This is a genomic window from Streptomyces sp. 11x1 (assembly GCF_032598905.1).
In the GTDB taxonomy this organism is placed as follows: Bacteria; Actinomycetota; Actinomycetes; order Streptomycetales; family Streptomycetaceae; genus Streptomyces.
This window is the reverse complement of the sequence record NZ_CP122458.1, coordinates 2,298,779-2,323,968: the sequence shown is the minus strand read 5'-3', so window position 1 is coordinate 2,323,968 and position 25,190 is coordinate 2,298,779. Positions and strand designations below refer to the sequence as shown.

Sequence of the window (25,190 nt, the reverse complement as noted above, 5' to 3'; positions counted from 1 at the left end):
GCCGCCCCCTACGCGGCCACCCTGAAGTGACTGGTCAGCCGCCCCTCGTCGTCCAGGACATGGAAGGCGAACCCGGGCGGTGCCTCCCGGTCCGCGACCGCGTCGCCCTCCCAGGGCAGCCGCAGCGTCCAGGTGACCCCGGGTCCTACGACCAGCGGACGCCCGGCGAAGGTGGTCGCTGCCGGTGTGTGGGCGTGACCGGTGATGATCCCCGCGATCTCCGGCCGGCGTTCCAGCAGTCGGCCGAGCTTCGCGGACCGGCCCAGCCGGTACCGGTCCGGGAGTGGGTGGTGGAGCGCCACCGGCGGGTGGTGGAAGGCGAGCAGGACGGGCCGGTCGCCGTCGAGCCCGTCCAGGGTCTCCTCGATCCAGGCGTGGGTCTGCGCGTCCAGTGCGCCCTCGTCCTGCCCCGGGACGCTGGTGTCGCACATCAGGACGGCCGCGTCCGGGAAGACGTGCACGCTGTTGACCGGCCCGTCGGTCGGCGGCTCCCCGAGCAGCGCCTTGCGGTAGGGGGCCCGGCTGTCGTGGTTGCCCGGGCAGGTCAGCACCGGGAAGGGCGCCCCGCCCCCGCGCAGCCCCAGCAGACGGGCCGCCTCCTCGTACTCGGCCTCCGTGCCGTGGTCCGCGATGTCCCCCGTCACCAGCAGCGCGTCCACCGGGCCCGGCAGCCCCCACAGCAGATCCCGCACCCGCTCGGCCCGCCGGCTGGCTCGGTCGCTCCCGTCCAGATGCAGATCACTGATGTGCGCGAGTACGAGCATCGTCGTACGCCTCCCTCGGGCGTCGCCTTAATGGAACACTCGAATCCAAGCATTAGTGCTAATGGGAAGGCAACACGCAAGCATTAGTGGGGGTTGGTGGGGGAGAGCTCGGCCGCGGTGTGGAACGCACTGGCCGGAGCCGCCGCGCGGGCCGTACGACAGTTGACGCCACGTGCCAATCGGCTCGCGTGCGGTGCGGCGGAGGGGCAGGATGCTGCCCGTAGCCCCAGGGAACTCCGAGCACGCGGAGGCATGGATGAGCGCCCCCTTCACCACCGACGACCACCGGGCCCGGATGCGGCGCGCGGCGCGGGCCGCGGCGGACGCCGGGCTCGACGGGCTGCTGGTCGCGCCCGGCCCGGACCTGGTGTGGCTAACGGGGCACCGGCCGCCCGAGACCGAGCGGCTGACGATGCTGGTGCTGCGCGACGGTGAGGACCCGGTGCTGGTGGTGCCCACCCTGGAGGCCCCCGACGCCGCCGGGGCACCCGGCGGACCCGCGCTGACCCTGCGCGACTGGGCCGACGGCCAGGACCCCTACGAGGCGGCCGTCTCCGTCCTCGGGCCCCGCGGCCGCTTCGGCATCAGCGACAACGCCTGGACCCTGCACCTGCTGGGCCTTCAGCGTCGGCTGCCGGGCACGGCGTTCGTCGCGCTCACCGAGGCGCTGCCCATGCTCCGGGCCGTGAAGGACGCGGCGGAGCTGGAGCTGATGGCGGCGGCCGGCGCGGCGGCCGACCGGGCGTACGACGAGATCCGGCAGGTGCCCTTCGCCGGGCGCCGCGAGAGCGACGTCGCCGCCGACCTCGCCGACCTGCTGCGGCGGTTCGGGCACTCCCAGGTGGACTTCAGCATCGTCGCCTCGGGCCCGAACGGCGCCAACCCGCACCACGAGGCGGGCGACCGGGTCATCGGGCACGGCGACATGGTCGTCCTCGACTTCGGCGGCCTCAGGGACGGCTACGGCTCCGACACCTCCCGTACGGTCCACGTCGGCGAACCGGCCGCCGAGGAACGCGAGGTGCACGACCTCGTGCGGGCCGCCCAGGAGGCGGGGTTCCGAGCCGTGCGTCCCGGCGCGGCCTGCCAGGACGTCGACCGGGCCGCCCGCGCGGTCATCGTCGAGGCCGGGTACGGCGACCGCTTCATCCACCGCACCGGGCACGGCATCGGTGTCACCACCCACGAGCCGCCGTACATGATCGAGGGGGAGGAACAGCCCCTGGTGCCCGGCATGTGCTTCTCGGTCGAACCCGGTGTCTATCTGCCGGGCCGTTTCGGCGTCCGCATCGAGGACATCGTGACGGTCACGGAGGACGGCGGCCGGCGCCTCAACAACACATCCCGGGAGATGGCGGTGGTCGAGTGACCCTTCCCGTACCCCCGCTCCCCTGACCCCCGGACGACGGCGCGACCATGACCCAGGCACCGACACCCACCGCGGACAGCGTCCGCAGGCTGGTCCGTTCCCTGCTGAAGAACGGGGCGGGCAGGACCGGCGGCAAGGGCGCGGGCGGCCCCGACGTGCGACCCGTCGCCGGGGACGACACGCACGGCACCTGGTGGGTCGGCACCCGCCATGTCCTTCGCCTCGTGACCGACCGGCACGGCGTCGGACCGCAACGACGCGAACTGCGGCTGCGGGACCTGGTCCGCCCGCACATCGGCGTCGCCGTGCCGGTGAGCGTCGCGCACGGCGAGTGGTCCGGAGGGCTCACCTACACACTGGACACGCGGCTGGCCGGGGGCACGGCCGAGGAGCACGAGGTGTCCGCCGTGGGCGAGGCCGACCTGGCGGCGCTCCTCACGGGGCTGCGCGAGGTGCCGCCGCGGCAGGCCGAGGCGCTCGGGGTGCCGCGGCTTGCCGCGCGCCCGCTGGAGGCGCTGCGGGCGGCGGCGGGACGGGCGGCGCGCCTGCTCGCCGAGGCCGACGAGTTCGACGCGCGGCGGCTCGGGCAGCTGACGTCGGCGACGGCGGCGCAGCTGACGGCGCCGGCCGCCGTCCTGGTCCACCACGGGCTCACCGGCGACCACCTCGTCGTCAGCGCCGACGGCCGGGTCCGGGGGGTGCTCGGCTGGACCGACGCGGCCGTCGGCGACCCCGCCGAGGACATCGCCGGCCTCGCCGCGGCCGTCGGCTCACCGGCCGCCGTCCGTGCCGCGACGCTGGCCGGCTACGGCGTCCGCCCCTGTCTGCGCGGACTCTGGCTGGCCCGCTGCGACACGGTCGTCATCCTCGCGGAGGGCCTTCAGGGGCGTGCCGCCGTGCCCCTCCCCGTCCTCCGTCACCGGCTGCGTCGCGCGTGGGAGCCGATCCTGCTGGAGAGGGTGACGGATCTGCGCGGTGAGGACTGACGAAGCAGCGCCTCAGGGCTCGGGGGCGCGCGTCACAGGGCGACCGCGGGTCGGACGTGGCTGATCGCGCGGTTCCCCGCGCTCCTGAAGGGGCCTGCGGCCCCTGGTCGCCTCACGCCACCGTCAGCACCACGCACGACTCCCCGCCCAGGGTCAGCACCCCATCGGCCCCCGGCGCCTCCACCGGATCCCACGCCGCGAGGACGCGCGCGTGGGGCACCCCGACCGGGACCTCGGCCGTCTCCTTGCCCAGGTTCAGTGCCACGAGGACATCGCCCCGGCGGAAGCCGAACCACCGGGCCTCCTCGTCGAAGGCGACCTTGACGTCGGAGAGGTCGGGGTCGGAGAGATCGGGCAGGGAGTGGCGCAGGGCGATGAGAACGCGGTACCAGGACAGCATCCGGGCGTGGGGCTCGCGCGCGGGCTCGGACCAGTCGAGGCAGGAGCGGTCGCGCGTCGCGGGATCCTGGGGGTCGGGGACGTCCTCCTCGGCCCAGCCGTGCTCGGCGAACTCCCGGCGCCGGCCCCGCCGTACGGCCTCCGCGAGCTCCGGATCGGTGTGGTCGGTGAAGAACTGCCAGGGCGTGGACGCGGCCCATTCCTCGCCCATGAAGAGCATGGGCGTGAAGGGGCCGGTGAGGACGAGCGCCGCCGCGCAGGCCAGCAGGCCGGGGGAGAGGGTCGCCGCGAGCCGGTCGCCCTGGGCGCGGTTGCCGATCTGGTCGTGGGTCTGGGTGTAGCCCAGCAGCCGGTGCGCCGAGACGCTCGTACGGTCCAGGGGGCGGCCGTGGCGGCGCTCCCGGAAGGACGAGTATGTGCCGTCGTGGAAGAAGCCACCCGTCAGGGTCTTCGCCAGGCCCGCCGGGCCCGCGTGCGCGAAGTCCGCGTAGTAGCCCTGGGACTCCCCGGTCAGCGTGGTGTGCAGGGCGTGGTGGAAGTCGTCGTTCCACTGGGCGTGCAGGCCCAGCCCGCCGTGTGCGCGCGGGGTGATGAGGCGCGGGTCGTTGAGGTCCGACTCGGCGATCAGGAACAGCGGCCGACGCACCTCCTCGGCGAGCGCGTCCACCGCCGTCGCCAGCTCCTCCAGGAAGTGCAGGGCCCGGGTGTCCTTCAGCGCGTGGACCGCGTCCAGCCGCAGCCCGTCGAGACGGTAGTCGCGCAGCCAGGCCAGCGCGCTCCCCCGGAAGTACGCCCGCACCTCGTCCGAGCCCGGCGCGTCCAGATTCACCGCCGCGCCCCACGGCGTGTGGTGCCGCTCGGTGAAGTACGGCCCGAAGACGGGCAGGTAGTTGCCGGAGGGGCCCAGATGGTTGTGCACGACGTCGAGCACCACCCCGAGGCCCAGTCCGTGGGCCGCGTCCACGAACCGCTTCAGCGCCTCGGGACCGCCGTACGGTTCGTGCACGGCCCACAGCGAGACGCCCTCGTAACCCCAGCCGTGCGTCCCGGGGAAGGGGCACAGCGGCATCAACTCGACGTGGGTGACGCCCAGTTCGGCGAGGTGCCCGAGACGTTCGGCCGCCGCGTCCAGGGTGCCCTCGGGTGTGTACGTGCCGACGTGCAGCTCGTAGAGGACCGCGCCCGGCAGCCCGCGTCCGCGCCACTGCGAACGCCAGGTGTACCGCCCCTGGTCGACGACCGCGCTGAGTCCGTCGGGGCCGTCCGGCTGCCGGCGCGAGCGCGGGTCGGGGCGCACCGGACCGTCGTCGACGGCGAATCCGTAGCGCGTGCCGTCCGGCGCCTCCGCCTCGGCCGTCCACCAGCCCGGCCGCTCCGGATCGCGCTCCATGGCGTGCGTGGCGCCCGCCCGGTGGAGGGTCAGACGGTCGGCCTGCGGTGCCCACACCTCGAACTGCACGGAACGGTTCTCCCTCGGCTGCCGGTCGTGGTCCTGGGTAGTCAGGGGGTTGCTCGTCCATCGTGGAGCAAACGAGATCGTCGCGCGCCGGGATCGGTGCTTTTGTTCTCGCGAGTCGTACCGTCCTCCCGCATGTCCGCGGATGGTCACCGTTCACGGGTTGTCTGGACACCTCCCACCTCGCTGACCGACAATCACACGCGTGACGTCGTCCTTCGAGTTCCACACGTACCCCGCGCGGCTGTCGGACGCGGAGCGCGACCGCGCGCTGAGGGTGCTCCGTGACGGCGTCGCGCTCGGCCGTCTGTCGCACGACACGTTCATCCGGCGGATGGAGCTGGCCCTCACCGCCCGCCGCTCCGACGAACTCGTCGCGCTCACCGCCGACCTGCCCGTCGAGAACCGCTGGTCCCGGCTGGTGCTCGGCACCGTGGGCGCGGTCTCCGGCTTCGGCGTGAAACTGCGCAGGGCCTGGCAGGCCGAGCGGCTCCCCAAGCTCCAGCTGCCGCACCCGGCGGGCGGCCACGCCCTGCGCATAGGCCGCGACCCGGCGAATGGGCTCCGGCTCAGCCACGAGACGGTCTCCCGGGTGCACGCCGAACTGAGCCGGCAGGGCGGCATGTGGATCCTGCGCGACCTCGGCTCCACCAACGGCACCACCGTCAACGGCCGTCGGGTGATCGGCGCGGCCGTCGTCCGCGACGGCGACCAGGTGAGTTTCGGCCGGATGGTCTTCCGCCTCTCCTCCGAATGACCTTGTGACCGACCCCACGGCAAAGCTCTGGCCTGGGATTTACGCAGCGAGTTTGTCAACTGCCCTTCCGTTCCAGGGTGTTGACGTACCTTCTCAGTCATGACTGACTGTGCTTACACCATGCACACCAGGTGAACCGACGGCACCACATTCGTGGAGGTGTGCCCTGCCGCCACTCCTCCGCTACCCGACCGTCGACGAGTTGTCCGCCCGCGCCGCCGCCCTCGTCGCCCGCCATCCGCACCGCGCCCGACTCCGCCGCGTGGGCATCTCACGGGCGGGCACCCCGATGTGGCTGCTCTCCGTCGGACACGGCAGCCGCCACACCCTGATCGTCGCCGGCCCGCACGCCAACGAGCCCGTGGGCGGCGCCACCGTCCTCCGGCTCGCCGAACGGGCCCTGGCCGAACCCCGGTTGAGCGACGCCGCCGACACCACCTGGAACCTGCTGCTGAGCCTCGACCCCGACGGCTCCCGCCGCAACGAGGGCTGGCTCCGCGGCCCGTACACCCTCGGCCACCACTTCCGGCACTTCTTCCGCCCCGGCTTCCTGGAACAGCCCGAATGGCTGCCCGACGGCGCGGCCGGCGCCGTGCTGCCGGAGACCCGCGCCCTGCTCGACCTCCAGGACGAACTGCGGCCCTTCTTCCAGTGCTCGCTGCACGGCGTCGACGTCGGCGGCGGATTCGTCGAACTCACCCGGGAACTGCCGGGCCTCGCCGAGCGCGTCGCCCGCATCGCCGCCCGCCTCGGCATCCCCCGCGAGCTGAGACCGTACGACACCCTGTACTGGCCCTGCCTCGGCCCCGCCGTCTACCGCATCCCGCCCCCGCGCCGGGGCGACCTGGCCGCCGCCATCACCGAGGCGGCCGTCGAGTCCACCTGGTTCCACCCGCACCGCCACGGCACGGTCACCGCCGTCGTCGAGGCGCCGATGTGGGGCGTGGCCGCCGTCGAGGACGCCTGCCCGGCGCCGGACGCCGACGCCGTACTGCGCACCGTCAGCCGTGCCCTGCGCCAGGACACCCGGCTCCTGGAGGATCTCCTCACCCGCGTCCGCCCCTCGGTGAGCGGTACCCCGGACGCGGCCCGGCTGCTCGCCCCGGTCGACGACTACGTCCTGGTCGGGCCGGGCGTCGCCGACTCCTGGGACCCCGACGTCCACACCACCGCCCGGCCGCTGCCCCCGCTCGACATCGCCCGGCTCACCACCCTCGCCCTCTCCGGCCGTCGGGTCGCCCTGCGCACCGCCGGGCTGCTGCACCAGCTGGTGACCCGTGCCGGTCACGACCCGGCCGGCGTGCTGCCCGAGCTGGACCGCCTGATCGACAAGTGGTGCGCCGACTACCGCGACGGATACGGGGCCCGCTGGATCCCCGTGGCCCACCAGGCGGAGTACCAGGCCCGCGTGGTCCTCGCCGCGTTCGAGCTGGCGGCCGGGCGCCCGCACCAGCCGGGGCCCGCCCCGCAGGGGCCCTGCCCGGACGCCCACGCGGACTCCCGTTCGGGTGGGCCGGATTGGAGTTCCGAGCCGGCCGTGCCGATGCACCGGGAATGACGAACCGTTCCTAGGGGCTGAGCGGGGGTGAGTCCGTTCAGCCGCGCGCTCCGAACGGTCTTGGGCGAGCTCGTCCCCGGCGTACTCGACCCCGGGTGGCGACACGCATCCTGTGCGTGGTCCGGGCCCGGGAGGCCAGTTCCCTGCGCGACCTGGCCAGAAGGGTATGGCCAGAGGCGACGGGGAGGCCCTGAACCATCACACCGGTGAAACAGGGGCCCCGCACACTGACGCCATACCTCGCGTCCCAGATCGCACGATCACGCTAACCCAAACGGCCCAGGACACCGCAAGCCCGGAAACCGGCCATCACACGATCGAGGTAATTCGACCTCGGACGCACTCCTTGGCCAGCAGCTCGTACCCCTGCGTGATGGCGGCCCGAACGGGAGCGGTTTTCGCCTCGGACTGACGGCCGCCTCCGAGGGGCGCGGGCAACCGCGCGACCAGCCACTGACGGCCCGCGGTCGCCTGACCGCACGACGGGGCACAGCGGTGGGCGCGCTCAGCGCAGCCCCACCGCGTCCCGCGCACACGCCGCCGCCGCCAACACCGTCCGCACCTGGTGCTCGACCTGGTCGCCCACCGGCACCCACCGCGCACGGAACCGCTCGGTGAAGGACTCGCACCACTCGGCGACGAGCGCTTCCAGGAGCGGCGCCCCCGGGTCGTCGGCCTCCCTCAGCACCCGCAGCAGCATCGCCGCCGCCCGCAGCGGAAGCCGCCGCCCGAACGCGTCCACACTGCCCACGTACGCCGTCGACAGATCCGCCGGCGGACCGTCCCTCCAGTCCCGGGCCAGCCCCGGTACCAGCGCCAGCGCCCACCGGGCGGCCCGCAGCAGCGGCCCCTCGGGCCCCGGCAGCCGGGGCAGCGCCTCGGCGAGGACCCCTTCCACCCGGCCCGCGTCCGTCAGCAGCCGCCGGGACAGGTGCCGCAGCGCCGCCGCCGGGGCCGGGTGCGGGGCGGTGTCGTCCACCAGGTCGCTCGCCCACATCGGCACCTCGACGACCGCCGTCAGACCGCCGTACCGGTGGGTGTGGTACCAGGTGCTGCGCCGGGCGTCGTCCGGCATGCTCGGGTATGCCGCGAGGCCGCCGGGCCGGGGCATCACGAACACCCCGGGCCCGGACACGGGCCAGCCGGCGGCGTCCGACGCGCTCCTCTCCACCGGTATCCCCAGCTCGGCCGCGGACTTGGCGAACGGCTCGGCGAGCCCCGGCACGTCCTTCGTCAACTGCACCCAGCTGCCGCCCAGATCGGTGCCGTGCAGGGTCACCTGGAGGTAGGGCCGCAACTCGTCCAGCACACCCATCAGGGCGTACGTCTCCGGCGGCAGCCGGTCCGGCGGCAGCACGGACGGCGACCACTCCGGCTGCTCGGGACCGGCCGGCCGGAAGAACCCGAGGTGGTAGTCGAGCAGGGTGCGCGGCAAGGGAGTGGTGTGCAGGCTCGCCCCGTCCGGGTCCGCGCAGAGCACGAAGTGCCAGGACACACCGGACCGCAACCGCCCGTCCCGCGCCACCCGTTCGGCCAGGGCGAGCACCGTGGAGCCGCCGGTCGGCTCATTGGCGTGGGCGCCCGCGACGACCAGGACAGCGCGTCTCGCACGCCCCACGGACAGCAGACACAGCGGGCGGCCGGCACGCGAGGAGCCGATGCTCCGCAGTGCGCACAGCGTCGGCCGACGGGCCGTCAGGGCTCTCGCCGCCGACTCCAGTTCAGCCACCGTGGGATATCCGAGCTCCGACAGCAGACCCACCCCCGTCCCGACCGCCTGGCACCCAAGTCCGCGCGCCCGACCGGGCCGGGCGGGGGACATGACCAGTTTCCCCGCATGGCAGGGGCGGCTCCCAGGGGCGCCCAGTCGCATTCACCGTCATCCGGTACGAGGTTCACCGCTACCCGACATGAGGTGCACCGCTACCCGGCACGGGGTCCCCGCCACCCGGCCCGGACCCACCGAACCCGGTCCGGGCCGACGCAACCCGGTCCGGGCCGACCGCAACCCGGTCCGGAGTCGCCGTAGCGGGTTCGGGTCCACCGTCGCCTGGTTCGGAGTCGCCGTAGCCGGTTCGGGGCCGCCGTCACCCGGTTCGGGGTTTCCGCCCCCGGTTCGGGCCCACCGCGGGCCCGGTTCGGACCGACCACAACCCGGTTCGGGCCCACCGCCAGCCGGTACGCGCGTCACGCGCCGACCCGCTCCAGCAGCGCGACCGGCAGGGCTTCGAAGAGGTCCGCCAGCCGCACCTCACCCGAGAACTCCCGCTCCCCGCCCAGCACTTCGCCCCACCGTCCCTCGGGCAGCGTCAGCCGGGTGTCGCCCCAGCCTCCGGCCTGGGCCAACCGCAGCGACAAGCGGGTCACCGCCGTGACCACCTCGCCCGAGCGGCTGAAGGCGACACAGTGGCCGGCGCCCGCCCCCTCCGCCGCCAGCGGCACGTACGTCGCCGTCTCCCCGAAGACCTCCGGCCGCCGCCCGCGCAGCCGCAGCGCCGCCCCGGTGAGCCGGAACTTCTCCGACCCCTCCTCGTGCGGAGCGAAGGCCCGCCGGTTGTCCGGGTCCACCAGGGCCCGGTACTCGGCCTCCGTCCCCTGGTACACATCCGGCACCCCTGGCATCGTCAGCTGCACCAGGGCCGCGCCGAGAACGTTCGCCCGCACATGGGGCGCCAACTCCTCGCGCAGCGCGGCGACCCGGGCGTCCAGGGCCGGTCCCCGCGCGACGAACTCCGCCACCTCCTGTTCGTAGGCAGGGTTCTGCTCGGTCCAGGAGGTGTGCAGCCCCGCCTCCCGCACATGCTTCAGCAGGGCCCCCTGAAGCCGCTCCTCGGCGGCGGGGCCGAGCCCGAACGCCGTCTGCCAGGCCGCCCACGCCAGCTGCGGATCCGGGACCCCCGGGCCGTCCCGCGTCACCTCCGCCAGCAGTTCGGCCCACCGCCCGGGGCACTCCGCGAGCACCGCGATCGCCGCCCGTACGTCCGCGCTGCGCTTGGTGTCGTGGGTCGACAGCACGGTCCCCGTGGCCGGCCAGTCGCGCTGCACCCGCGCGCAGTAGGCGTGGAAGTCCTGGGGCGACACGGCCGGACTCCCCGGATCGCCCCCCACCTCGTTCACCGACAGCAGCGGCACATAGCGGTAGAACGCCGTGTCCTCCACCGACTTGGCCCGCAGCGCCGACGAGGTCTGCGCGAACCGCGCCCGGAACTCCACCTCGTCCGACCCGTCCCCCCGGCCCAGCACCAGGTCCCGTACGGCGTCCACCGACCGGGCCTCCTCGGGCACCACGAACAGCGCGCGCGCCTCGGCCGCGGCCTCCTCGGTGACGACGAGGGAGGCGTCCTGGGAGGTGTACGGCCGGTACACCTCCATCCGTGCGAGCAGCTCGCACAGCGCGGTGCGCAGCGCCCACGGCGCCTGGTCGCGCAGCGAGAGGTCCAGGGAGCGCTCGCACAGCCGGTGCGCCACCCCGGTGAGCCGCTCCACCTCCGCGACCAGTTCGTGCGTGAGCACCCGGTACGCGGCCCGCCGCACGGTCGCGTCCCACTTCCCGCCCCGGTCGGACTGCGCGGCCGTGAAACGCCGGTACTGACCCAGCAGTTCACCCGCCCCCGCCGGATCGGTGAAGAGCCCGTCGATGTGCCGCAGCGCGTCGTAGCCGGTGGTCCCCGCGACCGGCCAGGCCCCGGGCAGCGCCTCCCCGTCGGCCAGGATCTTCTCGACGACGGTCCACCGTCCGCCGGTCGCCTCGTGCAGCCGCCGCAGATAGGCGTCGGGATCGGCGAGCCCGTCGGGGTGGTCGACCCGCAGCCCGTCGACGACCCCCTCGTCCAGCAGCCGCAGTACCTTCGCATGGGTCGCGTCGAAGACCTCCGGCTCCTCGACCCGCACCCCGATCAGCTCGGAGATGCTGAAGAACCGCCGGTAGTTCAGCTCCGTACGGGCCAGCCGCCACCACACCGGCCGGTACCACTGCGCGTCCAGCAGCTGAGGCAGCGGCAGCTTCTCGGTGCCCTCCCGCAGCGGGAACACATGGTCGTAGTACCGCAGCTCCCGCCCGTCCACCACGAACTGCTCGATCTCCGCGCCCAGCGGCCCGCCGAGCACCGGCAGCAGCACCCGGCCGCCCTGCGCCTCCCAGTCGATGTCGAACCACCGCGCGTACGCCGATTCCGGCCCCTCCCGCAGCACCTCCCACAGGGCCCGGTTGTGCCGGGGCGCCATGGCCATGTGGTTGGGGACGATGTCCAGGACGAGCCCGAGCCCGTGGCCGCGCGCGGTCCGGGCCAGCTCCCGCAGCCCCTCCTCGCCCCCGAGCTCCTCCCGCACCTGCCCGTGATCGACCACGTCGTACCCGTGCGACGACCCGGGAACGGCCTCCAGCACGGGGGAGAGATGCAGGTGGGACACACCGAGCGAGGCGATGTACGGCACGGCGGCCGCGGCGGCGGAGAAGGGAAAGCCGGGCTGAAGCTGAAGCCGGTAGGTGGCGGCAGGCACGACAGAGGTCATGGGTTCCTACGTACCCGCCACACCGGACTTGGAGCACCCTGACACGCGAGGCCATGCTTTTGAGGGGCGCGGGGCTGTATCCATGTGCGGCTCCGCCGAGTGGGCGCGATCAGCCACGCACGACCCTGGTGTCGGCAACGGTGATCAACCCCTACGGCGAATCCCCCTACGCCGGCCTCCGGAACACCACCAGACTCCGGTCCACCAACTCCACCCGCTCCCCGGCCGCCACCTTCGGCCCGTCCACCGGCACCGCGTCCTCCCGCCCCGTGTCCACCACCATCTGCCACTGCGGCCCGTGGTTCACCGGCACCACGAACTCCAGCGGCTGCGCGGACGCGTTGACCATCAACAGGAACGAGGCGTCGCTGATCCGCTCGCCTCGCGGACCCGGCTCGGAGATCGCGTTCCCGTTCAGGAACACGCTCAGCGCCCCGGCCTGCGAGGAGTCCCAGTCCCGCTGCACCATCTCCCGCCCCTCGGGCGTGAACCAGGCGATGTCCGACAGCTCGTCGTGCGTGCCCTCCACCGGCCGTCCGTGGAAGAACCGCCGCCGCCGGAAGACGGGGTGGTCCTTCCGCAGCCACACCATCGCCCGGGTGAACTCCAGCAGATCCCCGAAGACCCCACCGTCACCGTCACCCTCGTCCCCGTCCGCACCGGAGGGCCACGGCACCCAGGACACCTCGTTGTCCTGGCAGTACGCGTTGTTGTTGCCGCCCTGGGTCCGCGCGAACTCGTCGCCGTGGCTGAGCATCGGCACCCCCTGCGACAGCATCAGCGTCGCGATGAGGTTCCGCATCTGCCGGAACCGCAGGGCCGTCACCCCGGGGTCGTCCGTCTCGCCCTCGGCCCCGCAGTTCCAGGACCGGTTGTGGCTCTCCCCGTCCCGGTTGTCCTCGCCGTTCGCGTCGTTGTGCTTCTCGTTGTAGGAGACGAGGTCCCGCATGGTGAACCCGTCGTGGCAGGTCACGAAGTTGATCGAGGCCAGCGGGCGGCGCCCGTCGTCCTGGTAGAGGTCGGAGGAGCCGGTCAGCCGGGACGCGAACTCCGCGAGCGTACGCGGCTCGCCCCGCCACAGGTCGCGCACCGTGTCCCGGTACTTGCCGTTCCACTCGGTCCACAGCGGCGGGAAGTTCCCCACCTGGTAGCCGCCCTCGCCGACGTCCCAGGGCTCGGCGATCAGCTTCACCTGGGAGACCACCGGGTCCTGCTGGACGAGGTCGAAGAACGACGACAGCCGGTCCACCTCGTGGAACTGCCGGGCCAGGGTCGCCGCGAGGTCGAAGCGGAACCCGTCGACGTGCATCTCGGTGACCCAGTACCGCAACGAGTCCATGATCAGCTGCAGCACGTGCGGGGACCGCATGAGCAGGGAGTTGCCCGTGCCCGTCGTGTCCATGTAGTAGCGGGGGTCGTCCGTCAGCCGGTAGTAGGACGGGTTGTCGAGGCCCTTGAAGGAGAGCGTGGGACCCAGGTGGTTGCCCTCGGCGGTGTGGTTGTAGACCACGTCGAGGATGACCTCGATGCCGGCGTCGTGCAGGGCCCGGACCGCCGACTTGAACTCCAGCACCTGCTGACCCCGGTCGCCCCAGGAGGCGTAGGCGTTGTGCGGGGCGAAGAAGCCGATGGTGTTGTAGCCCCAGTAGTTGCTGAGGCCCATGTCGGCCAGCCGGTGGTCGTTCACGAACTGGTGTACGGGCATCAGCTCCAGCGCTGTGACGCCCAGTTCGGTCAGATGTTCGATGATCGCCGGGTGGGCGAGCGCCGCGTAGGTGCCGCGCAGCTCCTCGGGCAGCCCCGGGTGCCGCATGGTGAGGCCCTTCACATGGGCCTCGTAGATCACCGTGTGGTGGTACTCGGTCCGGGGCCGCCGGTCGTCGCCCCAGTCGAAGTACGGGTTGACCACGACCGAGGTCATCATGTGCGGTGCCGAGTCGAGGTCGTTGCGCTTCTCGGGCGCCCCGAAGTGATAGCCGTACACCTCCTCCCCCCACGTGACCGAGCCGCTGATGGCACGTGCGTACGGGTCGAGCAGCAGCTTCGCGGAGTTGCAGCGCAGCCCCCGCTCCGGCGCGTACGGGCCGTGCGCACGGAAGCCGTACCGTTGCCCCGGCATCACACCGGGCAGGTACGCGTGCCGCACGAACGCGTCCGTCTCGCGCAGTTCCACCGCCGTCTCGGAGCCGTCGTCGTCCAGCAGACACAGCTCTACTCGGTGCGCGGCCTCCGTGAAGACCGCGAAGTTGGTACCGGCGCCGTCGTACGTGGCGCCGAGCGGATACGCCTGTCCAGGCCAGACCTGCATGGATACGACTCTTCCAGTTGTCGCGCGCCGCTGGGAGCGACTCCGGATGGAGTCTCCCCCAATCTGATGGAACCTCCTAGGACATACGTCCCTCCTGCCCAGAGTGGACACATCGTGACGCCCCGAGGGGCCCCCGGAGTCGCGCCCCGGTGGCCCGATCGCTATGAATCGGCTCACTCCTCGCGCGGTAGCGCCCCGGAACGACCAAGTCACGTGCGGTAGTTGAGAAACGACCTGTCCATCCGGCTGTATCGTCACCCGCTACCGGAGTACCCTTCCTTGATCGTTGCGTAGGGGTGAGCTCGGGGGAGCGGAAGGCGGTGCGTGGGTGGGCTCGGGAGGGCTGGAGTTGCCTCCTGGTGACGCGGGCGACACGGGTCACGAGGGGGACCCCACGGATGTCCCACCCGGCGCGGTGTCCCTGGCGCGGCCGATGGAGCGGGGCTCCATCGGCCCTGAACTGGACTGGAACGCCGACGCCTGGCTCGAAGTGCGCACGCGCGCCCAGCGGGCCGGCCGTGCCTACATCTGGCTGAACCTCGTCGAGCAGCGGCTGCGCGCCGTGGTGGCCGCCGTGCTGCGGCCCATCTACGAGCCCGTCCACGGCGACGACTGGGTGGTCGCCGCCGCCGGACCCGCCGGACAGGAGTGGGTGCAGCGAGCCGTAGCGGTCCGCGAGGTCAGCCGCCGCAAGGGCTATCTGCTCGACCCGGCCGACGACAACGTGCTGAGCTTCCTCACCCTGCCGCAGCTGCGTGAGCTGATGGTGCAGCACTGGCCCTGCTTCGAGCCGTACGTCGACGAGCGGCGCGACGTGGAACTGGCCCTGGACGAGCTGGAGGTCACCCGCAACGTCGTCTCCCGCAACCGGGCCCTGTCCGAGGCCGTCCTCGCCCAGGCCGAGCGTGCCTCCGCGAAGCTGCTGGAGATCCTGGGCGCCGGCAGCGACGTGCCCTCCGCGCGCCGGCTGCCCGTCGACGCGGTCGAGGACCTCGTCGGCGACCGGTACGCGGACGTCGTCGGCGTCCACCCCGACCGGGTGCGGCTGCTGCGACAGTTCCCCGCCGAGGACCTCTTCGGCGGGGCCCGCCGCCTGGACGCCATCGGCATAGGCCTGAACCTCCTCGTGCAGAACTTCTCCGGGCGGCGGCTGGTCCGGCTCGCCGAGTCCGGCTGCCGCGTGCGGTTGCTCTTCCTCAACCCCGCCTCCAGCGCCGTGAAGCGGCGTGAGCGTGAACTCGGCATAAAGCGCGGCGAGTTGAGCCGTGCCGTGGAGATGAACATCCTCCATATGCGCCGGGTCCGCTCCCGGCTGCGCGACCCCGGCGCCTTCGAGATCCAGGTCTTCGACGAGACCCCGCGCTTCACCGCGTACCTCGTCGACGGCGACGGCACGGACGGGGTCGCGGTCGTCCAGACCTATCTGCGGCGCACCCGGGGCATGGAGGCGCCCGTCCTCGTCCTGCGCGGCGGCAACCGGGTCCTCAAGGCGGACGAGAACGGCGAAGTCGGCCTTTTCGATACATACCGCGAGGAGTTCGAAGTGGCGTGGGCGGACTCCCGACCGGTGTCGTGACGGCCGCGACAGAGGTCGTGCGCAAGGCCGCGACGCAGTGCCCGCACGCCCGGGGCACGGCGAAGCGGAATGCGCGCCTCGGATTGTCAGTGGCCCGTGCGATGGTGGTGGTCACTGGGGGAAAGCACCACCAAGGAGGGGGGCCAGCATGGGTTGGCACCGGCAGCTGCTGATCGGCTTCGACCTGGAGACCACCGGGACGGACCCGCGCGAGGCGCGCATCGTCACGGGCGCGGTCATCGAGGTCAAGGACGGGGAGCCGGTCGGACACCGGGAATGGCTCGCCGACCCGGGCATGGAGATCCCGGAGGAGGCGGTGGCGGTGCACGGCATCACCAACGCCCGTGCGACGGCCGAGGGCAGACCCGCCGACCAGGTCGCCGACGCCATCGCCGACGTCCTCGTCTCCTACTGGAGGACGGGCGTCCCGGTCGTGGCGTACAACGCGGCCTTCGATCTGACCCTGCTCTCCGCCGAACTGCGCCGGTACGCCCTGCCGTCCCTGCGCGACCGGCTCGGCGGACTCGACCCGGCGCCCGTCGTCGACCCCTACACGATCGACCGCTCCGTCGAGCGCTACCGCCGGGGCAAGCGCAACCTCGAAGCGGTCTGCGGCGAGTACGGCGTCCCCCTGGACGCCGCGCACAACGCCTGCGCCGACGCCCTGGCCGCCGCCCGCCTCGCCCGTGCGATAGCCCAGCGCCACCCGAAGGTCGCCGCCCTCGGCCCGGCCGAGCTGCACCGCCGCCAGATCGAGTGGTACGCGGAGTGGGCCGCCGATTTCCAGGCGTTCCTCCGCCGCAAGGGCAACCCGGAAGCGGTCGTGGACGCGCTCTGGCCGCTGCGCGAACTGGAGGACGAAACGGTATGAACGCCGACGAGATCTCCCTGCGCGAAGTACGCGACAGCGACCTGCCGTTCTTCTGGAGCCACGCCCGTGACCCCGAGGCGCAGCGGATCGCCGCTTTCACCGGTGAGTACCACTCCGACCGGGAGCTGTTCGACGGTCACTGGGCGAAGATCCGTGCCAACCCCGACATCCTGGCGCGCACGGTGGTCGCCGGTGGCGAGGTCGTCGGCAACGCGGCGGTCTACGGCCCGCCGGACGAACGCGAGGTCACCTACTGGATCGACCGCGCCCACTGGGGCCGAGGTATCGCCACCGCCGCCCTCGCCGCGCTGATCGCCCTCGACCCGACCCGTCCGCTGTACGCCCGCGCCGCCGCCGACAACACGGGCTCGGTCCGCGTCCTCCAGAAGTGCGGCTTCGTCGTCACGGGCCATGAGCGCGGCTTCGCCCTGGCCCGCGACGCCGAGATCGACGAGGTGGAGCTCATACTCCGGGCCGGCTAGGCACCGCGCGGCGGTCAGGAAGGACACCAGCGGGCCGCGCAGGCACCGCCCGGGTCAGAACGGATACCAGCGAACCGTCTCGTCCCCGTCGCGCAGCGAGGCGACGCGGCGTTCGAACTCGGCCAGCGCCTTGGGGTCGCTCGGCGCGTGCTGCGCGACCCAGGCGCAGCTGGCCGTCTCACGGGCACTCCGCAGCACTGAGCAGCCGTCCCACTCCCGTACGTCCCAGCCGTAGGCGGCCGTGAAGGCGTCGTACTCCTGCGTCGGCAGGCCGTAGCGGTCGTGGGAGAGGGCCATGACGACGAGGTCGTGCTCGCGGAGGTCACCGGAGAAGGTCTCCAGATCGACGAGGACCGGGCCGTCCGGGCCGATGTGCACGTTGCGGGGGAGCGCGTCGCCGTGGATCGGGCCCCGGGGCAGACGCGGGGTGAGAGCGGCCGCGGCCGCCTCGAAGCCGTCCCGACGTTCCCGGAGATACGCCGCGTCCGCCGGGTCGATCGCGTCACCGGCGAGCCGCAGCCAGCGCTCCACACCGCCCAGCAGTTCACGGCGGGGAAGGGCGAAGGCGGGGGTGGGGAGGGCGTGGACCGGGCGAAGGAGTTCAGCCAAATCACGCGGCCCCGCGGGGCGTACGGGATCGGGCAGGCGGTGCCACACCGTCACCGGGTGTCCCTCGACGAGCAGGGCATCCGGCTCGGCGGGCCGCACCGCCGGGACACCCTGCGCGGCCAGCCACTCCGCGATGCGCACCTCGCGCCGGGCCCGGTCGAGGAGTTCGGCGTCACGGCCCACCTTCACCACCAGGTCACCGGCGGCGAACACCGCGTTCTCGCCCAGCGCGAGCAGCCGCGCCTTTCCGGCCGCACCGGGCAGCACGCCGGCCGCGACCACCACGTCCCGGGCCCGAGCCTCGTCCATCCGTCGCCTCCCTGTCCGTACCGCCGACGCGCGCTCGTGGCGTCGGCTTCACGCCATCCGGCGGCCAGTCTCGCATTCGCACAGGTCGGACCGTGTGCGCGGTGTCTTGACGCCCTGTCATGCCCTCAGCACCATGACGGACATGACCTTGGCGACCGCGAAGCCGCAACGCCCGCGACCGGCCAAGCGGCGCACCCCGGCGGACGGCCGGGACCGGCGCCTGATCGACCACGGTGCCTGGTTCCTGGTGCTGCCCGCGCTGATCCCCATCCTGGTGCTGAGCGTCGGACCGCTGCTGTACGGGATCGCGCTGGCGTTCACCGACGCCCAGTCCGGCCGCACCGAGCCCACCCGGTGGATCGGCACCCTCAACTTCCGGGACCTGCTGCACGACACCCTCTTCTGGGACTCGTTCCGCATCGGGCTGCTGTGGGCGGTCGGGGTCACCGTCCCGCAGTTCCTGCTGGCCCTCGGCCTCGCGCTCCTCCTGAACCAGCCCCTGCGGCTGCGCTGGCTGGCCCGCGCGCTGGCGATCATCCCCTGGGCCATGCCCGAGGTGGTCGTCGGGATCATTTGACATCCTCCCCCTCTTAAAATAGGGGGATTCCAGCTCATATGGGCTGAGGTTCACGGGCGCTCGAACGGCTGGTGGCCGTTGTCACCCCTCCGGCACCGGCTGTGCGCCGGGGGCGGGGGATTCCGCCCTGTCCTGCCGCGATGTTGATACTGGCGTTGGTGTCCGCGTTGCAGGTGAAGCCGCAGGAGGAACAGACGAACCCGGCTTGGCTCTTGCGCGAGTTCTTGTCGATCCATCCACAGGCACTGCACCGCAGGCTGGTGTAGGGGGCGGGAACGTCCTCGACCCGGCCGGGGGCCTTGTGCCCGGTGCGCTGCCGCAGCAGCCCCCAGCCCTGGGCCAGGATCGCCCGGTTCAGGCCGGACTTCTGCGCCACCTGCCGGCCGGGCCGCTCCACGGTCCCCTTCGCGGAGCGGGTCATCGTCTTGATGTTCAGCTTCTCGAACCGGATAAGGCCGTAGGAGCGGGCGAGCATGGTGCTGGTCTTCTCGCACCAGTCCTTGCGCCGGTTCGTCTCCCGTGCCTTGAGCCTGGCCACCTTCGCGTACTCGGCCGCCTTCTCCGAGCTGCCCTTGGGCGCGCGGGTCGCCCGCCGCTGGTGTTTGCGGATCTGTGCGCCTTCCTTGACGGTGAGCTGGGGGCAGTTCAGCTTCCGTCCGTCGGAGAGGGCGGCGGTGATCGTGACGCCCCGGTCGATGCCGGTCACCCCGCCCGTGCCCGGCCCCTCGACCGGGCCGGGGATCACGGCGAACGCGATGTGCCACTGGCCGTTGCGGAAGGTGACCCGGAACGTCTTGGCGTCGGGCAGCTTCGCGCCTTTGCCCTTTGCGCTGAGGCGGAAGCGGACCCAGCCGCAGCCGGGCACCCTGACCTGCGCCCACCGCCGGTTCAGCCTCTGCACGACCACTGAGCGGCCCATGACCTGCTTGCCGGTCTTCGCGTTCAGCCTGGGCGACCCGTCCGCGTGGTGTTTCGGTACGCGGTCGGTGCCGATGCCCCGGAAGCCCTCGTGGACGTGCTTCCTGCGCCAGGTCGGCTCACCGAACCCCGAAGTGAACCGGGCGTTCTTGGCCCGGGCGAAATCCTTCAACGCCTGCTGCTGCACAGCCACGTTCCCCGACCCCAGCCACTCGTTCTCCCGCCGGGCCTCGGTCAGCTGACGGCACTGCTCCGCGAAACCCGGCGCGCTCTTACGCCACCGCCGCCAGTGCGCATGCTGCTCGACAGCGAGATTCCACACGTACCGGGCGTGCGCGCAGTGCGTGAGCATCCGCTCGGCCTGCGCGCGCGACGGATACATCCGGAATCGTGACATGCCACGAACCTAGACACCCCGTTCCCCTCCCGCCCACGCCTTCGACCGGCATCACTCGTGAGAGTGACCGGCAACGCTTTCGTCTACCTGGGAAACCCTGACCCCAGTGCCCAACCGCCGACACCGCGAGCAGCCGAGGCCAGCGCCACCGCCGTCCTTCCGAGACGTCGAATCGTATTGGCGGCGATTCAGCTGGACCTGTCCATCCATGCGGGAGCGGGCATTCCCCCCGGCGCTGAAGGACCGGACGCGGTGCGATCGGTCTGGGTGAGCTGAGGAGACGTTCGGAGCCGGACGGGACCTGGTGTCGGCCCGCTGTCAGCGCTAGGGCGAGAGGGTGCGTCGTCGGGTGCGGCTCCGGTAGGGGGCTGGTCGCGCAGTTCCCGCGCCCCTCAAAAGACCACCTCCACTCACCCGCACCCGACAACCCACCCACAAACCAGTTGCACGATACGTCTCGTCTCGCGTACCGTCACCTTCATGACCTCCCATATCGCCATGTTCTCCATCGCCGCCCACGGTCACGTGAACCCGAGCCTCGAAGTGGTCCGCGAGCTGGTGGCCCGCGGCCACCGGGTCACGTACGCGATCCCGCCGGCCTTCGCGGAGAAGGTCGCCGAGACCGGTGCCGAGCCGAGGCCCTGGCACTCCACGCTGCCCGGCCCCGACGCCGACCCGGAGGCGTGGGGGAGCACGCTCCTCGACAACGTCGAGCCCTTCCTGGAGGACGCGATCCAGGCCCTGCCGCAGCTCGTCGCGGCCTACGAGGGTGACGAGCCCGACCTCGTGCTGCACGACATCACCTCGTACCCGGCACGCGTCCTCGCCCACCGCTGGGGCGTCAAGGCGATCTCCCTCTCCCCGAACCTGGTCGCCTGGGACGGCTACGAGGAGGAGGTCGCCGAGCCCATGTGGGCCGAACCCAGGAAGACGGAACGCGGCAAGGCGTACTACGCCCGGTTCCGGGCCTGGCTGGAGGAGAACGGGATCACCGAGCACCCCGACCCGTTCGTCGGCAGGCCCGCCCGCTCCCTCGTCCTCATCCCGAAGGTGCTCCAGCCGAACGCCGACCGGGTCGACGAGAGCCGCCACACCTTCGTCGGCGCCTGCCAGGGCGACCCCTCGGCGCAGGGCGACTGGCAGCGGCCGGCCGGCGCGGAGAAGGTGTTGCTCGTCTCGCTCGGGTCGGCCTTCACCAAGCAGCCGGACTTCTACCGCGCGTGCGTGCGGGCCTTCGGTGAGCTGCCCGGCTGGCACATGGTGCTCCAGGTCGGCCGACACGTCGACCCGGCGGAGCTGGGGGAGATCCCGGACCGGGTGGAGGTGCGGGACTGGGTGCCGCAGTTGGCGGTCCTCCGGCAGGCCGACGCGTTCATCACCCATGCGGGTGCCGGTGGCAGCCAGGAAGGGCTCGCCACCGCCACCCCGATGGTCGCCGTGCCGCAGGCCGTCGACCAGTTCGGCAACGCCGAGATGCTCCAGTCGTTGGGTGTCGCCCGCCATCTGCCCGGAAAGGAGGCGACCGCCGAGGCCCTGCGCGAGGCGGTCCTCTCCCTCGTCGACGACCCCGACGTGGCGCGCCGACTCAAGGAGATCCAGCGGGAGATGGCGGGCGAGGGCGGCACCCGGCGGGCCGCCGACCTCATCGAGGCGGAACTCGGAACCCCGTGACAGGGGAACTCGGTAACCACCTGATAGCCGGGCAAGCCGGTTGGTTCCACGCCTGTCGTGAAATCACGGCACTTATTAGGTCACGATCAGGTCACTCAGTAACGCTCAGATAACGTCCGGTCCGCGCGGAACGCGCACTGACTCTGTTGCCGGGTTCGACCGTTACCCCCTCCGAAAGGTTGTGTTCGGCGCTTCTTGTGCCTCGGGTGAACGACTTCCAAGCTGATGATGAACTCATTTCGAACGCCAGGAAGTTGACCCATGCGCCGAGACATACCCGACCTCGCGGAAGTGCGCCGCGTCACCCAGAAGAGGCGGGACGCCTGGTGGACCGTGCTGCTCGTGGACCCGGTCGCCACCCCCCTGGTGCGGCTGACCGCGAAGTACACGAGGATCACGCCCAACCAGCTGACGTGGGGCGCCTTCCTGCTGGGTCTGGTCTCGGCCGCCTTCTTCGCGCTGGGCGACTGGCGCTGGCTGATCGCCGGCGCCGTCGTCTACCACCTGAGCTTCATCCTCGACTGCATGGACGGCAAGGTCGCCCGGCTCACCGGCCAGGGTTCCGTGTTCGGTGCCTGGCTCGACTTCGTCTTCGACCGCGTCCGGGTCGCGGCGTGCTCGGTGGCCCTGATGGCCGGGCAGTACCAGCGCACGGGGGAGACCTTCTACATCTGGCTCGCCGCCGCCGTCATCGGCTGCGACGCGCTCCGCTACATCAACTCCCTGGAGACCTTCAAGGTCCGCCACACCATGCGCAAGCAGATCAAGGCCCGGCTCCGCGAGGCCCGCCGTGCCGAGAACGAGCGGGAACTCGCCTTCATGGAGGACCTGCTGCGCGAGAACCCCGAGGCCGACATCGAGCAGGACCTGCGCACGGCCGCCGCCGAGGTCACCCAGGCGGCGCCGCAGGCCCAGGTCGTCGACCTGCACCAGGAGTTCCGTCGCCGCTTCCCCTTCTACCTGCGCGTCCGGTCCTTCCTGCTGCGCCACCGGGTCCGCCCGCATCTGATCAGCGGCATCGAGTTCCAGATGGGCGTCTTCATGATCGGCCCGATCGTCGACTCGGTGATGACGGCGACCATCGTCTCCGGTGTCCTGCTGCTCGTCTTCGAACTGGCCATCGTCTACAAGCTGTTGCTCTCCACCCGCGACTTCACCCGGACCCTCGACTCCTTCGACCGGGGTGACGTCGCCACGGCGGCCTGAGCCACCGGGCACGGACAGGTGCACGGACACGGACGTGGGCCGGGGCGGCGATGCCACCCCGGCCCACGACCGCGCTCAGGACCCGATCAGACCCGTACCCGCTGGTCCCGGGCCGGCGGGGTCGACTCCGGCCCCGTTCCCGTTCCCGGCTCCGGGGACTCGTCGTGGGTGAGGTCCGGCAGTCGGTTCAGCCACTTCGGCAGGTACCAGTTGCGCTCGCCCAGCAGGGCCATCACGGCCGGCAGGAGCACGCCGCGGATGACCGTCGCGTCGATGAGGACGGCGGCCGCGAGGCCCACACCCATCTGCTTCATCGACTGCATGGACAGCGTCCCGAAGATCGAGAAGACGGCGACCATGATGACGGCCGCGCTGGTCACGACCCCGGCCGTGGTGACCACTCCGTGCCGGATCGCCTCCTTCGTCGTACGACCGCGCAGCCGCGCCTCACGGATCCGCGAGACCACGAACACGTGGTAGTCCATCGACAGCCCGAACAGGATCACGAACAGGAACAGCGGCAGCCAGGTGATGATGGCGCCCACACCCTCCGCGCCCACCAGCGAGGCACCCCAACCGTGCTGGAAGACCGCGACGAGGATGCCGTACGCGGCGCCCACCGACAGCAGGTTGAGCACGATCGACGTCGCCGCGATCGTCAGCGAGCGGAACGACAGCAGCATCAGCAGGAAGGCGAAGACCACGACGAAGGCGAAGACCGGGACCACGGAACCGACCAGCTGGTCGTTGAAGTCCTGGTTGCCCGCGACCTGTCCGGTGACAGGCGCCTCGACGCCCTCGACCTTGCCGAGCGTGGCGGGCCGTACCTCGTCGCGCAGCTTGTCCAGGCTGGCGCCCGCCTTGTCCTGGTCGGAGCCGCCGACCAGCGGCACGTACACGAACGCCACGTTCCGCTCGTCGTGCACCTTGATCTCCACCGGGCCGCGCGAGGCACCCGAGGCGACGGCCTCCGCCTTGAAGTCGGCCAGCGCCGCCCGCACCTCGGGAGCGTTGATGTCCTTCGCCTTGACGACCACCTCGGCCGGCTCGGAACCGCCGGGGAAGGCTTCGTTGACCCGGTTGTAGGTCTGCACGATCGGCAGCGAGTCGCCGAACTCCTGGTCCAGGGTCAGGTTCTGCGTCTTCATCCCGAGCGCGGGCGCGGCCACGGCGAGCAGCGCGCCGGTCGCCACGACCAGCGACAGCGTCGGCTTGGCGAGCACGACCCGCAGGACGGCGTTCCAGAAGCGGCTCTCCGCACCGGCGCCGGAGCGGCCGCTCTTGCGCCGCTTGTCCGGGTGCAGGAACGGGATACGGCCCTTCTCGACCCGACCGCCCAGCAGCGACAGCAGCGCGGGCAGCACCGTGACCGAGCCGACCATGGCGACGGCCACGACCATCAGGGATGCCAGGCCCATCGCCTCGAACTCGGCGAGCCCGGTGAACAGCATGCCCGCCATGGCCACGCACACCGTGACACCGGAGACGATGATGGCGCGGCCACTGGTCGCGGCGGCCACCCGCAGCGCGGTCCGCGCGTCCCGGCCCGCCGCCCGCTCCTCGCGTTCACGGCGCAGATAGAACAGGCAGTAGTCGACACCGACGGCCAGACCCACCAGCAGCATCACGGAGTTGGCGGTGTCGCTCATCGGGATCACATGGCTGACGATGGCCATGAGCCCCATCGTCGCGATGATCGCGGTGATCGCCAGCGCCACCGGCACCAGCGCCGCGACGACCGCGCCGAACGCGATCAGCAGGATGCCGAGCGCCACCGGTACGGCCGAGTACTCGGCCTTCTGGAAGTCGTCCCCGAAGGCGTCGTCGAACGTCTTCATCATCGAGGCGCCGCCGATCTCCTCGATCCGCAGCGTCCCGTGCTCCTTCTGGACGTCCGCGACGGCCTTCAGCACCGGCTCGATCCGCTCGCCCGCCGTGTCCGACGCGCCCCGCACGTCGAACTGCACCAGCGCGCTGCGGCCGTCCTTCGAGATCGTCCCCGTGTCGTACGGGGAGGTCACGTCGGCGACCTCCCCGGTCTTCCCGACGGCCTTCATCACGTCGTCGACGGCGGCCCGGAACGCGGGGTCCGTGGCCCGGGTACGGTCGTCCTTCGCCTGGATCAGGACCGTCTCGCCGGCGGGCTCCTCGATGCCCGCCTCCTCGACGATGTGCGCCGCCGTGCTGGTCTCCCCCTTGAGCTGATCGCTGTCCTTGACCTCGACCGAGCCCATCGCCGAGCCGATCCCCATGGTCAGCACCACGAACAGCAGCCAGATCCCGACGGCCGCCCAGCGGTGTTGGGCGCTCCAGCCGCCCGCCCGGGCGGCGATTCCCCGCACCCGTACCTCTCCGTTCGCCATGACGGGCCAGCCCCCTCGTATGCGATGGCGACCCCCTGCCGCCACCTTTCGATTCGAAGGTATGAGCTGGATAAGGGCATCTCGTCGTGCTCTCCGGTGAAC

At 72.0% G+C, this 25,190-nt stretch carries 16 protein-coding genes and 2 pseudogenes; 10 read left to right on the top strand and 8 right to left on the bottom strand.

Annotation, left to right across the window (positions count from 1 at the left end; translation table 11 throughout):
* Positions 1–8 precede the first annotated feature (8 nt).
* On the bottom strand, positions 9–764 hold the full coding sequence (locus tag P8T65_RS10325; protein ID WP_316725132.1) for a phosphodiesterase: 756 nt from the start codon (positions 762–764) through the stop codon (positions 9–11).
* Positions 765–1,020: 256 nt separating this feature from the next.
* Between P8T65_RS10325 and P8T65_RS10320 the strand changes: the two genes are divergently transcribed.
* Both P8T65_RS10320 and P8T65_RS10315 read left to right on the top strand, forming a co-directional pair.
* Positions 1,021–2,133: an aminopeptidase P family protein gene (locus P8T65_RS10320; RefSeq protein ID WP_316725131.1), complete on the top strand. Its 1,113-nt coding sequence runs from the start codon at positions 1,021–1,023 to the stop codon at positions 2,131–2,133.
* Between the two features lie 47 nt (positions 2,134–2,180).
* Positions 2,181–3,119: an aminoglycoside phosphotransferase family protein gene (locus P8T65_RS10315; protein ID WP_316725130.1), complete on the top strand. Its 939-nt coding sequence runs from the start codon at positions 2,181–2,183 to the stop codon at positions 3,117–3,119.
* Between the two features lie 112 nt (positions 3,120–3,231).
* Here P8T65_RS10315 and treZ read toward each other — a convergent pair whose 3' ends face one another.
* Positions 3,232–4,977 (bottom strand): malto-oligosyltrehalose trehalohydrolase, encoded by a 1,746-nt coding sequence (gene treZ / locus P8T65_RS10310; RefSeq protein WP_316725129.1) that lies wholly within the window; start codon positions 4,975–4,977, stop codon positions 3,232–3,234.
* A 202-nt stretch (positions 4,978–5,179) separates the two neighbouring features.
* Between treZ and P8T65_RS10305 the strand changes: the two genes are divergently transcribed.
* Positions 5,180–5,731, top strand: a complete 552-nt coding sequence (locus P8T65_RS10305; RefSeq protein WP_230213259.1) for a DUF1707 and FHA domain-containing protein — start codon at positions 5,180–5,182, stop codon at positions 5,729–5,731.
* Positions 5,732–5,933: 202 nt separating this feature from the next.
* Positions 5,934–7,289 carry a M14 family zinc carboxypeptidase gene (locus P8T65_RS10300; protein WP_316725128.1) on the top strand — a complete coding sequence of 452 codons (1,356 nt, stop codon included), beginning with the start codon at positions 5,934–5,936 and terminating at the stop codon, positions 7,287–7,289.
* Between the two features lie 505 nt (positions 7,290–7,794).
* Here the strand turns inward: P8T65_RS10300 and P8T65_RS10295 are convergent.
* The 3 genes from P8T65_RS10295 to glgX all read right to left on the bottom strand — a co-directional run bounded on the left by P8T65_RS10295 (position 7,795) and on the right by glgX (position 14,109).
* Positions 7,795–9,051: a M14 family zinc carboxypeptidase gene (locus tag P8T65_RS10295; RefSeq protein ID WP_316725127.1), complete on the bottom strand. Its 1,257-nt coding sequence runs from the start codon at positions 9,049–9,051 to the stop codon at positions 7,795–7,797.
* Positions 9,052–9,476: 425 nt separating this feature from the next.
* Entirely contained in the window at positions 9,477–11,801 is a 2,325-nt protein-coding gene (treY, locus tag P8T65_RS10290) for a malto-oligosyltrehalose synthase (protein ID WP_316725126.1), read from the bottom strand.
* A gap of 166 nt (positions 11,802–11,967) precedes the next feature.
* Positions 11,968–14,109 (bottom strand): glycogen debranching protein GlgX, encoded by a 2,142-nt coding sequence (glgX, locus tag P8T65_RS10285; protein ID WP_316725125.1) that lies wholly within the window; start codon positions 14,107–14,109, stop codon positions 11,968–11,970.
* Positions 14,110–14,437: 328 nt separating this feature from the next.
* On the opposite strand from glgX, the gene P8T65_RS10280 reads away from it, so the two are divergent.
* From P8T65_RS10280 to P8T65_RS10270, 3 genes are all read left to right on the top strand, one after another.
* A complete protein-coding gene (locus tag P8T65_RS10280) occupies positions 14,438–15,685 on the top strand; it encodes an SAV2148 family HEPN domain-containing protein (protein ID WP_184900654.1) in 1,248 nt (415 codons plus the stop codon).
* Positions 15,686–15,833: 148 nt separating this feature from the next.
* Complete coding sequence (locus P8T65_RS10275; protein ID WP_316725124.1) at positions 15,834–16,556, top strand: 3'-5' exonuclease; 723 nt, start codon at positions 15,834–15,836, stop codon at positions 16,554–16,556.
* On the top strand, positions 16,553–17,038 hold the full coding sequence (locus P8T65_RS10270) for a GNAT family N-acetyltransferase (protein ID WP_316725123.1): 486 nt from the start codon (positions 16,553–16,555) through the stop codon (positions 17,036–17,038). The genes P8T65_RS10275 and P8T65_RS10270 overlap by 4 nt, the downstream gene beginning before the upstream one ends.
* Before the next feature lie 54 nt (positions 17,039–17,092).
* Here P8T65_RS10270 and P8T65_RS10265 read toward each other — a convergent pair whose 3' ends face one another.
* Entirely contained in the window at positions 17,093–17,956 is an 864-nt protein-coding gene (locus tag P8T65_RS10265; protein WP_316725122.1) for an aminoglycoside phosphotransferase family protein, read from the bottom strand.
* Between the two features lie 142 nt (positions 17,957–18,098).
* Between P8T65_RS10265 and P8T65_RS10260 the strand changes: the two are divergent.
* Positions 18,099–18,530: pseudogene (locus P8T65_RS10260) on the top strand (carbohydrate ABC transporter permease); the annotation flags it as partial.
* 37 nt (positions 18,531–18,567) lie between these two features.
* On the opposite strand, the gene P8T65_RS10255 reads toward P8T65_RS10260, so the two are convergent.
* On the bottom strand, positions 18,568–19,848 hold the full coding sequence (locus P8T65_RS10255; protein WP_316725121.1) for a transposase: 1,281 nt from the start codon (positions 19,846–19,848) through the stop codon (positions 18,568–18,570).
* 443 nt (positions 19,849–20,291) lie between these two features.
* Between P8T65_RS10255 and mgt the strand changes: the two are divergent.
* Both mgt and P8T65_RS10245 read left to right on the top strand, forming a co-directional pair.
* Positions 20,292–21,519 (top strand): annotated as a pseudogene (gene mgt / locus P8T65_RS10250) (macrolide-inactivating glycosyltransferase).
* Positions 21,520–21,780: 261 nt separating this feature from the next.
* Positions 21,781–22,725 (top strand): CDP-alcohol phosphatidyltransferase family protein, encoded by a 945-nt coding sequence (locus tag P8T65_RS10245; protein WP_316725120.1) that lies wholly within the window; start codon positions 21,781–21,783, stop codon positions 22,723–22,725.
* Positions 22,726–22,811: 86 nt separating this feature from the next.
* On the opposite strand, the gene P8T65_RS10240 is transcribed toward P8T65_RS10245, so the two are convergent.
* Positions 22,812–25,088, bottom strand: coding sequence for an MMPL family transporter (locus tag P8T65_RS10240; protein ID WP_316725119.1), 2,277 nt, complete (start codon positions 25,086–25,088; stop codon positions 22,812–22,814).
* Positions 25,089–25,190: the final 102 nt, after the last annotated feature.

What these genes read in the sequence shown, in the direction of transcription:
- P8T65_RS10325 (WP_316725132.1), bottom strand. Translation starts at nt 764, where the DNA reads ATGCTCGTACTCGCGCACATCAGTGATCTGCATCTGGACGGGAGCGAC.
- P8T65_RS10320 (WP_316725131.1), top strand. Translation starts at nt 1,021, where the DNA reads ATGAGCGCCCCCTTCACCACCGACGACCACCGGGCCCGGATGCGGCGC.
- P8T65_RS10315 (WP_316725130.1), top strand. Translation starts at nt 2,181, where the DNA reads ATGACCCAGGCACCGACACCCACCGCGGACAGCGTCCGCAGGCTGGTC.
- treY (WP_316725126.1), bottom strand. Translation starts at nt 11,801, where the DNA reads ATGACCTCTGTCGTGCCTGCCGCCACCTACCGGCTTCAGCTTCAGCCC.
- glgX (WP_316725125.1), bottom strand. Translation starts at nt 14,109, where the DNA reads ATGCAGGTCTGGCCTGGACAGGCGTATCCGCTCGGCGCCACGTACGAC.
- P8T65_RS10275 (WP_316725124.1), top strand. Translation starts at nt 15,834, where the DNA reads ATGGGTTGGCACCGGCAGCTGCTGATCGGCTTCGACCTGGAGACCACC.
- P8T65_RS10270 (WP_316725123.1), top strand. Translation starts at nt 16,553, where the DNA reads ATGAACGCCGACGAGATCTCCCTGCGCGAAGTACGCGACAGCGACCTG.
- P8T65_RS10265 (WP_316725122.1), bottom strand. Translation starts at nt 17,956, where the DNA reads ATGGACGAGGCTCGGGCCCGGGACGTGGTGGTCGCGGCCGGCGTGCTG.
- P8T65_RS10255 (WP_316725121.1), bottom strand. Translation starts at nt 19,848, where the DNA reads ATGTCACGATTCCGGATGTATCCGTCGCGCGCGCAGGCCGAGCGGATG.
- P8T65_RS10245 (WP_316725120.1), top strand. Translation starts at nt 21,781, where the DNA reads ATGCGCCGAGACATACCCGACCTCGCGGAAGTGCGCCGCGTCACCCAG.
- P8T65_RS10240 (WP_316725119.1), bottom strand. Translation starts at nt 25,088, where the DNA reads ATGGCGAACGGAGAGGTACGGGTGCGGGGAATCGCCGCCCGGGCGGGC.